The sequence below is a fragment of the Aquiflexum sp. genome (assembly GCF_977115555.1).
Genome location: NZ_CDSBKL010000161.1, coordinates 1 through 8,581 on the forward strand (window position 1 = coordinate 1; position 8,581 = coordinate 8,581).

5 protein-coding genes are annotated in these 8,581 nt (G+C 41.0%); 2 read left to right on the forward strand and 3 right to left on the reverse strand.

From position 1 onward, the window contains the following. Both ACZFYI_RS10920 and ACZFYI_RS10925 read left to right on the forward strand, forming a co-directional pair. On the forward strand, positions 1-507 hold a 507-nt coding region (locus tag ACZFYI_RS10920), incomplete at its 5' end, for a hypothetical protein (protein ID WP_462524164.1). 211 nt (positions 508-718) lie between these two features. Then, entirely contained in the window at positions 719-2,962 is a 2,244-nt protein-coding gene (locus ACZFYI_RS10925) for a TonB-dependent receptor family protein (RefSeq protein ID WP_462524165.1), read from the forward strand. Between the two features lie 138 nt (positions 2,963-3,100). Here the strand turns inward: ACZFYI_RS10925 and ACZFYI_RS10930 are convergent, their stop codons facing one another. The 3 genes from ACZFYI_RS10930 to ACZFYI_RS10940 all read right to left on the reverse strand — a co-directional run bounded on the left by ACZFYI_RS10930 (position 3,101) and on the right by ACZFYI_RS10940 (position 8,455). Next, positions 3,101-3,856 (reverse strand): hypothetical protein, encoded by a 756-nt coding sequence (locus ACZFYI_RS10930; RefSeq protein WP_462524166.1) that lies wholly within the window; start codon positions 3,854-3,856, stop codon positions 3,101-3,103. Positions 3,857-3,959: 103 nt separating this feature from the next. Continuing rightward, positions 3,960-6,839: a TonB-dependent receptor gene (locus ACZFYI_RS10935; protein WP_462524167.1), complete on the reverse strand. Its 2,880-nt coding sequence runs from the start codon at positions 6,837-6,839 to the stop codon at positions 3,960-3,962. A 107-nt stretch (positions 6,840-6,946) separates the two neighbouring features. Continuing rightward, complete coding sequence (locus tag ACZFYI_RS10940; RefSeq protein ID WP_462524168.1) at positions 6,947-8,455, reverse strand: autotransporter outer membrane beta-barrel domain-containing protein; 1,509 nt, start codon at positions 8,453-8,455, stop codon at positions 6,947-6,949. Positions 8,456-8,581 lie beyond the last annotated feature (126 nt).

Below are 8,581 nucleotides of genomic sequence, written 5' to 3' on the forward strand. Positions count from 1 at the left end.
TCTCCACTATCTACCATTAACAAAGCCCTATCGGCTTTAAAAGAATTTTTAAGGCTGAGAGTGGGCAATGTGGTATGGGTGCGAACTGTACAGGTAAAAAAGGAAATGACTTTTTCCTTGGCAGAAATCGAAAAATTTCCTTCCCAACCAATCCCTGATGTGACAATCACAAATCACTCGGGAGAACCTCGTGGTATAGCCACCCAACTGAGAGGAATTTTGGTGAAAGACTTGTTGAAGGACTTGGAACTCCAAGAGCAAAGCCCAAAATTGTTCAGTGAATTCTATCTGGTTTTTGTTGCCGCAGACAATTACAAGGTAGTCTATTCCTGGAATGAAATATTCAATTCTCCGACAGGAGACAATCTCTACCTGATCACTTCAAGAGACGGCAAAATGCTGAAAGACATGGAAGAAAGGATTTTGATTCTGACACCTACAGACTTTAAAACAGGCCGCAGACATATCAAAGGACTTAGCAAGATTATTGTAGAAAGGGTCGATTGAAGGAGATTTTGTTCCCTTAACGAAAACTTTTCCGACCCTTTAAACTAGGCAACTGGACAAAACGAAAACGAGACCACGCGTAGCCGATAACCTAAATAATCATAATATCTGTTCAAATTAACTCTGCTCCCCTCCAATTTCCCCACTTATCAAATCCTGTAAACAATTCCTTATCATTTGTGATTAAATTCGGCAATAACTTTCCGATCAAATGAAACTCTGGATTTCTGTTCTCCTTTGCCTTTTCCCGCTTTTTCTCTCTGCCCAAACCAAAATCACCGCTTTGGATAAAAACAGCAAAGCACCGATATCAGGAGTTTTGATCAAAATCCAAGGTCAAGCCAATAAAGTGACCGATGAAGTCGGACAGGCGCAATTTGAGCTGAAAAGCCTCGGAATCCTGACTTTTCTTCACATCAGCTATGAGCCTTTGTCCATTAATGTAAATCCGGATGAATCCATTCTTGTAGAACTGATTCCTGTTACCAATTCCCTAGCGGAGGTAATTGTGACAGGATTTGAATCCGAAAGACCGCTTGTACATCAGGCCGGAGCGATCAGCAAGGTTTTGGAAAATGAGCTTTACCGTTTCAATGAAAACTCAATCCTGAGTGCCTTCAATACCAAACCAGGTATCAGGGTGGAGCAAAGAGCCCCTGCGAGTTACAGAATCTCTATTAGAGGAAGTTCACTCCGTTCACCTTTTGGCGTCCGAAATGTAAAAGTCTATTGGAATGACATTCCCTTTACTTCTCCGGACGGGACGACCGCACTCAATCTTCTTGACCTGTCCAATATCCAAAATACCGAAATCATCAAAGGTCCGGCAGGAAGTATCTATGGTGCAGGTAACGGCGGCGTAATCAGCATGGAAAGCCGCAAGACGGTAACTGAAAACTACCTTTCGACAGACCTTGGTATCGGAGACTTTGGATTGCTCCGTTATAGGGTTGGTATAGATCAGAAAATCGGAAACGGAGGAATCTCTGCTTCCTATGTTTCCCAAAAATCAGATGGCTACCGTGAACACAGTGCCACCGACAGGAAGGTTTTTCAACTCGCCATGCATACCAAGCCATCTGAAAAGCAAACGCTTTCTGCACAGATTCTCTATTCAGACCTCAATTACCAGATTCCGGGAGCGCTCAATCCTACTCAAGTAGAGGAAGATAGAACCCAAGCCAGACCGGGTTCTGTTGCCCAAAATAGCTCCATTTCCCAAAAAACCATCTATGGAACACTTTCCCATCAGATGGAGCTCGGGCAAAAATGGGACAATTCCACTGCGCTGTATATGAACAGCACGGAATTTGAAAACCCTTTTATCCTTGACTATAAAAGGGAAACGGCTTTCAGCTACGGCGGAAGGACCAAATTCAATATTGATGACAAATGGGGTAATTTTCCTGTGAAATTTATTTTCGGGGGAGAATACCAATATGGAAAAACCTTGGCCCAGAACTTTGGCAACAGACAGGGAAAGGCTGATACGATCAGATTTTCTGATGACCTGATCAGCACGCAGGCTTTTATTTTCCAGCAATTTGAAATTGAATGGACTTCCAGAGTACTTATGACTTTGGGTTTGAGCGAAAACTTTGGTAGGTATGACATCAACAGGTCCATCGACGCAGGACCAAATGACCCAAGCAACAATACCAAAACTTTTGATCCGATAGTCATCCCGAGAATCGCCTTGGTCTACAAAGTCAATCAATGGTCCGGAATCCACGGTAGTATCAGTTCGGGCTTTTCTCCTCCTACCATTGCCGAAGTACGCACCAACGAGGGAAGTATCAATTTAGACTTGGAAGCAGAAAGAGGGATCAATTACGAAGCCGGTTACAGGGGAAAATTCGGAATTTTCAATGTAGATGTGACAGCATTCTATTTCCAACTTGATCAGACCATCACTTCTTACACCAATGAACAGGGTGTGGTCCTTTTTAGAAATGCAGGAAGCACGGACCAAAAAGGAGTGGAAGTCAGTCTAGATTATGTGTTGCTCAGAAACCAAAACACCTTCTTCCAAGAAGTAAAACTGAACCATGCATTTACAGGCCATTATTTCAGTTTTGGAAATTATGAAAGCGGAGGTAATGATTTCTCGGGAAACCAACTTACCGGCGTAGCACCAAATACCTTGGTCAATATCTTGGATATCCGTACCAAACCCGGCTTTTACCTCAATTTTACCCATCAGTATGTAGACGAGATTCCTCTGAATGATGCCAATACGGTTTTTCAGGATGCTTATAATCTTGTAGGAAGTCGCATCGGATGGCGAAGTACCTTAGGAAGCAGATGGGATGTTGAGGCCTATGGAGGAGTGGATAATTTACTTGATGAACAATACAGCCTTGGAAATGATTTAAACGCATTTGCCAACAGGTATTTCCAACCCGCTCCGGGGATCAATTTTTATGGGGGAATGAAAGTGGGATTGAGATACTGATCAAAAAAATAAGGGGATAAAAAATTAAAATTTATTATCCCCCGAGTATGTATCAAAAAAACCGTGAAAAGTGCATTTCTCTTTAAGACAAATTTACACTAAGGGGTAATAGGAAAAAATACCGTGATTAGGGTATTTTTATAAGTTAGAAGCAACAATTAGTTGGGATTGTAACAATTGGCTCAATGCATTTATCCTTTCTGAAGGATACAAAATCTCCGCTTCCTTGATTTTCTTAAAAGCAGTTTCGTATTCCATTTGGTTATTGTAAAAAATGGCGCGGTTAAATAATTCCAACCCTTTTAATTGCTGAAGATTTATAGCCCTATAGATGGAAGGCTGTAAAAGATCCTTAACTATTTTTTGGTCGGGATTGAGGTAAAGTGGATTCTTTTTTGATTCCCTTTCAAATTCCTTCAAATAAGCCCTAACCTCCTCTTTGTCATTTATAAACCCGGTAAAGCCATCAGTCGATTCCAGAACAATTTTTCCGCCATCCACATTGACAGTGAGAAACACATGAAAAGAAGTTTCCATGATATCGTAATCAAAGCCATATTGATCCAAAAATACAGCCATCAAAAACGAACCACTGACGCAGTCAAAAGCTCCTGTTTCTATTAATTCCTCTACGCTTGCATATTGGTTGTAATCATCCATCAGGTATTGCTGACTTCTGAAGAAAAGCATTTTCAAAAACTTCTCGCTCTTTCCATATCGGCCAAAGTCTTTCTGAAGCTTGACGTTCAATTTTTGGAATTTTGGACTTGTGGAATCCCAATATGTGATAAATTCATTGGAAGAAATCAAGGGTTCATTCTTAACATCATTGGGCATAGCAATCCCCGAAAAGGAGATTGAAAGGGCCAAAATCAAGAGTAGAAATCTTTTCATTTTCTAATGTTACCAAATTGTTAAGCCAAATTAACATTTGAATAACATTAAAACAAAAAAAAACCTCCACTTTTTTGTGGAGGTTCTTAATCAGAATAAAATTTTACCAAATAGAGTATCTGAATCTGAGTGCTATCCTTCTTCCTGGGTTGATACTTGAAAATATCTGATCCTCTGCATTGAACATCCTAAAGACTTCTTCTCTTTTGTCTCCTAACAGGTTGTCAACGTTGAAAGTGGTCTGCAACCTGTCATCTCTTCCCCAGGTTTTATTGATGTTGATGTTAAGGGAATTGAAAGGTACAGTATAAGTATCAGTCCGGTTACCAAAACCAATAAATGTCAAAGTAGGTCCCTGAACATTGTAAAATACGCCTGCTTCAAGACCAATGATCGGGTCATTGTAGGAAAATCCCGCATTGATGATATAAGGTGCCTGACCTGCCATATCTCTTGTTCTGGAAACAACTTCACCCTCTCTTGAGGACAATTGTCTTGACCTGTATTCTGACTCAGACATTTCGATCTGTGATTTGACGTAAGTCAGGTTGGTGTTGAAAAAGAACTTCTCAATTTTATTGGATACAAAGCCCAATGATTTTCTCAGTTCCAATTCCACTCCAAGAATCTGCCCATCACCTACGTTTCGCGGCTGGAAGGCTCCCGGATCGGATAGAAACTGAACCATTTCGATAGGATTGTCAAATGATTTGAAGAAAAGACTAGCAGAAAGCAATTCACTTCTTTCCATGAATTTTTCCCATCTCAGGTCAAAGTTGTTGATCCTCGTGGATTGAAGATTTCCATCCCAAAGGATTTCCGTTCCGCCATTTGTCGTTTCAGGGAAAAGACCACCGATGAATGTTCTGCCAGAAATAGGATCCAGGATTTCGGCAAAAGACAATTCTTTGAAAGAAGGTCTTGCAATGGTCCGGGAAAATGCCGCTCTGAAATTCTGGTTTGATCGGAATGATTGGATCAGATTGACAGTTGGAAAGAAATCTACGTCATCCAATACTTTTTCATTGTCAAATACGATGGTGCCGGTCTGATTGGTTCCTGTGTAAAACTGGTTAAATGTTTCCATTCTGACACCAATGATAGCCTTTAGGTTATTGAAAGGTGTGAATTCATTGGAAACATAGGCCTGATAACTGTTCAGGTTTGAGTTATAGGCATTAGGATTGATCGGAATAAATGTAGGGTCATACCTTACCCCGTTTCTGTTGGTAGATGAGAAAAGGTTTTCTTCGTTCATCACCTGATTAGGATCTCCTGTAAAAGTGGTATTTCCTGTTGGAAACTGAAAACTTTCAATCAGGAAGTCACGGTCTTTGTACACATAGGCACCTCCAAATCTCAGCTTTGCAGCCACACCTTTATATTTATAATTGTTGCTTAAATCAAGGCTTCCAAATAAACTTTCTTCATCCAAAGATCTCCAAATCCTTGTTGGAAGTCCAACTTCCGTTCCAATGGTATTTGTAGGAACCCTGAATCTGATGATCCTTACATCCGGATCATCGATAGAAGATCTTGTAGGAGATAGTTTCCATTCCAAATTCCATTTTCCTCTGTTCAAAAAATGCTCTCCATTCAAAAGAATATTGGTCATTGCCCTTTGGCTGTATTCAATATTGTATTGGTTGGCCTCAAACTCAGTACCCAAGTCAGTACTGATAAAATAGAATTGACCAACTTTAGATTCTCCACTTTGAAGTCTAAGGACATTCAATCTGATCTTTGAGTAATCAGATTTGTAGGCAATACCTGCCACGCCACCAAGCAAAACGCTATTGACTCCAAAATCACCGGTTGATCTTTGCAAAGCCTCCATTTCGAAGTTATTGGAATCACTTGGTTTTCCAAAAAGATTGTATTGGGCATCAGTAAAATATTGGGTTTCATTTCTGTAGGTGAAAGCCATATTATACCCAAATCTCTTATTCTTTATTTTGAACTGATCTCCGATAGAATACCCCATACCAAAATCCATCGGACTGCTTTGTCGAGTTCCGCCAAATACAGGATTAAAGTTTCTTAAAATCTGCTGGAATTGCTGCCCTCTTGGAGAGTTAGGATTTCCTACCACTTCTGCAAACTGAGGAATATCATCAATTCCCTGCGTAGGAATGGTCCGAGTCCCATCATCAAAACCCAACCAATCGGTTTTTCCTCCTTCTATGGCCAGAAAGTTTTTATTAAAGTGCATAGATGGATTGTAACCGCCGGTTACACTCAATACCATTGTTTTTTCTTCAGGAAAATCTTTGGTCTCTATATCTACGACACCACCTGTAAAATCTGCCGGCAACTCGGCAGTGAAAGATTTGGAGACAATGATATTGTCAATCACATTGGTAGGAAAAATATCCATTTGGATGGTATTTCTGTCAGGATCCAATCCCGGCACCTGTACACCGTTCAGTACGGTTTTGGTATACCTGTCACCCAATCCACGGATGTAGACGTATTTTCCACCCTCGATTGATACACCGGTAACCCTCTTGATGGCCGCAGCAGCATCACCATCACCGATTTGTCTGAAGGAGGCATTGGAAATCCCATCCATGAGATTGGCGGCATTTCTCTTGACTGACATCAAAGCAGCTTCTGTGGTACGGATTGCTTCTGCTGAGATGGTCACTGTCTCCAAATCAGAAGTGAATTCCGACATTTTGATAGTTTCCAATAGCGTAGTTTTTCCTTCGGTGACGACTACCTGTCCAATCTGAACAGTATTGTAGGAAATAAAAGATATTTTGAGACTGTAAGTCCCTGGATCAACTTGGATTTCAAAATCCCCATCAAAATCGGTGACAGCACCAATTTGAAGCCCTTCAACCAAAACAGAGACTCCAAACAATGGTTCTCCTGTGCCTTCATCAAATATAGTTCCTCGAATGGTGCCCTTTTGAGCTTGAGAATACAATGGTGATAAAGTGATGATCATCGTCAGCAACAACAAGATCAGTTTTTTCATAATAGTCATTTTTGTACAGCGTCTCGAATTTCAGTTACTCTTTTGAGTCAAAAAAGCAGGAAAAAGGCTGTTGCATTTCAGCCTTTTTCCTGTGGTATTATTTTCAATTATTTCAAAGCGTCAAGATTTCCTGATACAGCAGCCCAAGACCAGCCAGCAAATGCTGATTTTGTAGCTCCTATTGTATTGGCATGAAGAGCGACCTCAGAGGCATGAACATGTGTTCCGTTTCGGAATACTGTTGTCAAGGCCACTCCTGCGGGAGAAGTCACTTCAAGTTTATCGAAGGACAAAACTCCACTCGCAAAATTCGCAATAGAAGCATCACCACTTAAGGATAAAGTTCCTCTTCCCAAACCACCCGCAGCAGGATCAGGAAAATTGAAGAAGTAAATATTCTCAAAAGTACCTCTAGCACCTGCACGGAAATCCCCGTGTTGCGCTGCAGTACTTCCGATCACTGTTCCGTTCTTTACAGTATGGGCGGCATTCAATGAACCTTCAGGACCGTCGATTTCAAGAGCGTGGTCAGTTTCAGAACCACATACGGCAATGAAGTTATCCAATGTTCCTGCCCAAGCTTGATCTGTATCAATGGCATCATCACCAGCATTCCAAACTACAGCATTTTTAACATTTACTGTCCCGCCAAACCACTCGATACCATCATCTTGGTTACCTACTATTTCCACATTTTCTATTACAGTTGCAGAACCTACTGCACCTAGCGTCAAGCCGTTGATTTCATTTCCTTCACCAATATTCGCACCGCCATGTCTGATGGATACAAATTTGAATACTCCCGAATTGTCATCAGGAACATTACCACCGTAAAGACCGTTGGTGTCAGACGGTGGGATACCTTCAATTTGAACTTCACTCACATCACCCGCAAAAGAACCCGGAGCTCTTCCCAAAATCAAAACACCACCCCAAAGACCATTGATATTTGGTTCCAAATTAGGGCTTGCTACTTGACCTGAAACGATTTCGTCCGCTATAGAAGTGAAGATAATTGGCTTATCGGCAGTTCCGTTTGCGTTGATTTTTCCGCCTCTTGCAATTACAAGTGCAGTTGCATTAGCACCTGAACCAGCTTCACCTTTAATAACAGTTCCGGCAGCAATGTTTAGGATACCACCATTGACCACAGTAATTCTTCCACCTAAAATGTAGGTTTTGTCTGCAGTCCAATTTACAGTTCCTGTAATATTTCCTGTTACTCTAATGGTAGTGGCTTCAGCACCTACTGTCAATACATGTGTCACAGTAGCTGAAGAACCATCTTTATCAGTAGCAGTAAATTCAAATACTAAATTTTTGCCTGCATCTGCTGCTGTGGCAGTGTAAGAAAATTCCTGAGTGGCACTAGTCTCTCCTGAGAAAGGAACAGTTGCAATTGTAGCCCCGTCTTTTTTGATCACGAAGGTAGCAAGACCATCTTTTGCAGTCACAGTAGCAGTGACCGGACCTACGGTACCTCCTGCTTCAATTGTAGCAGTTGCAGGGATTCCGGTGATAGTGACCGGGTTGTTCGGTTTCTCTTCTTCTTTACAGCTGGTGAAGACCACCGCAGCAGTCAACAACATCAAGAATAGTGAAGTGATTTTTTTCATGTCAATTATAATTTAGTTTAGGTTTTCAGTTTTTGATGATGCAAAACTGACTCTAAAAAAGTTGGGGTCGTAATTTTTGCAATTACCCTTTTTTTAAAAAATGAAACAGAATTTAATATTCCATTA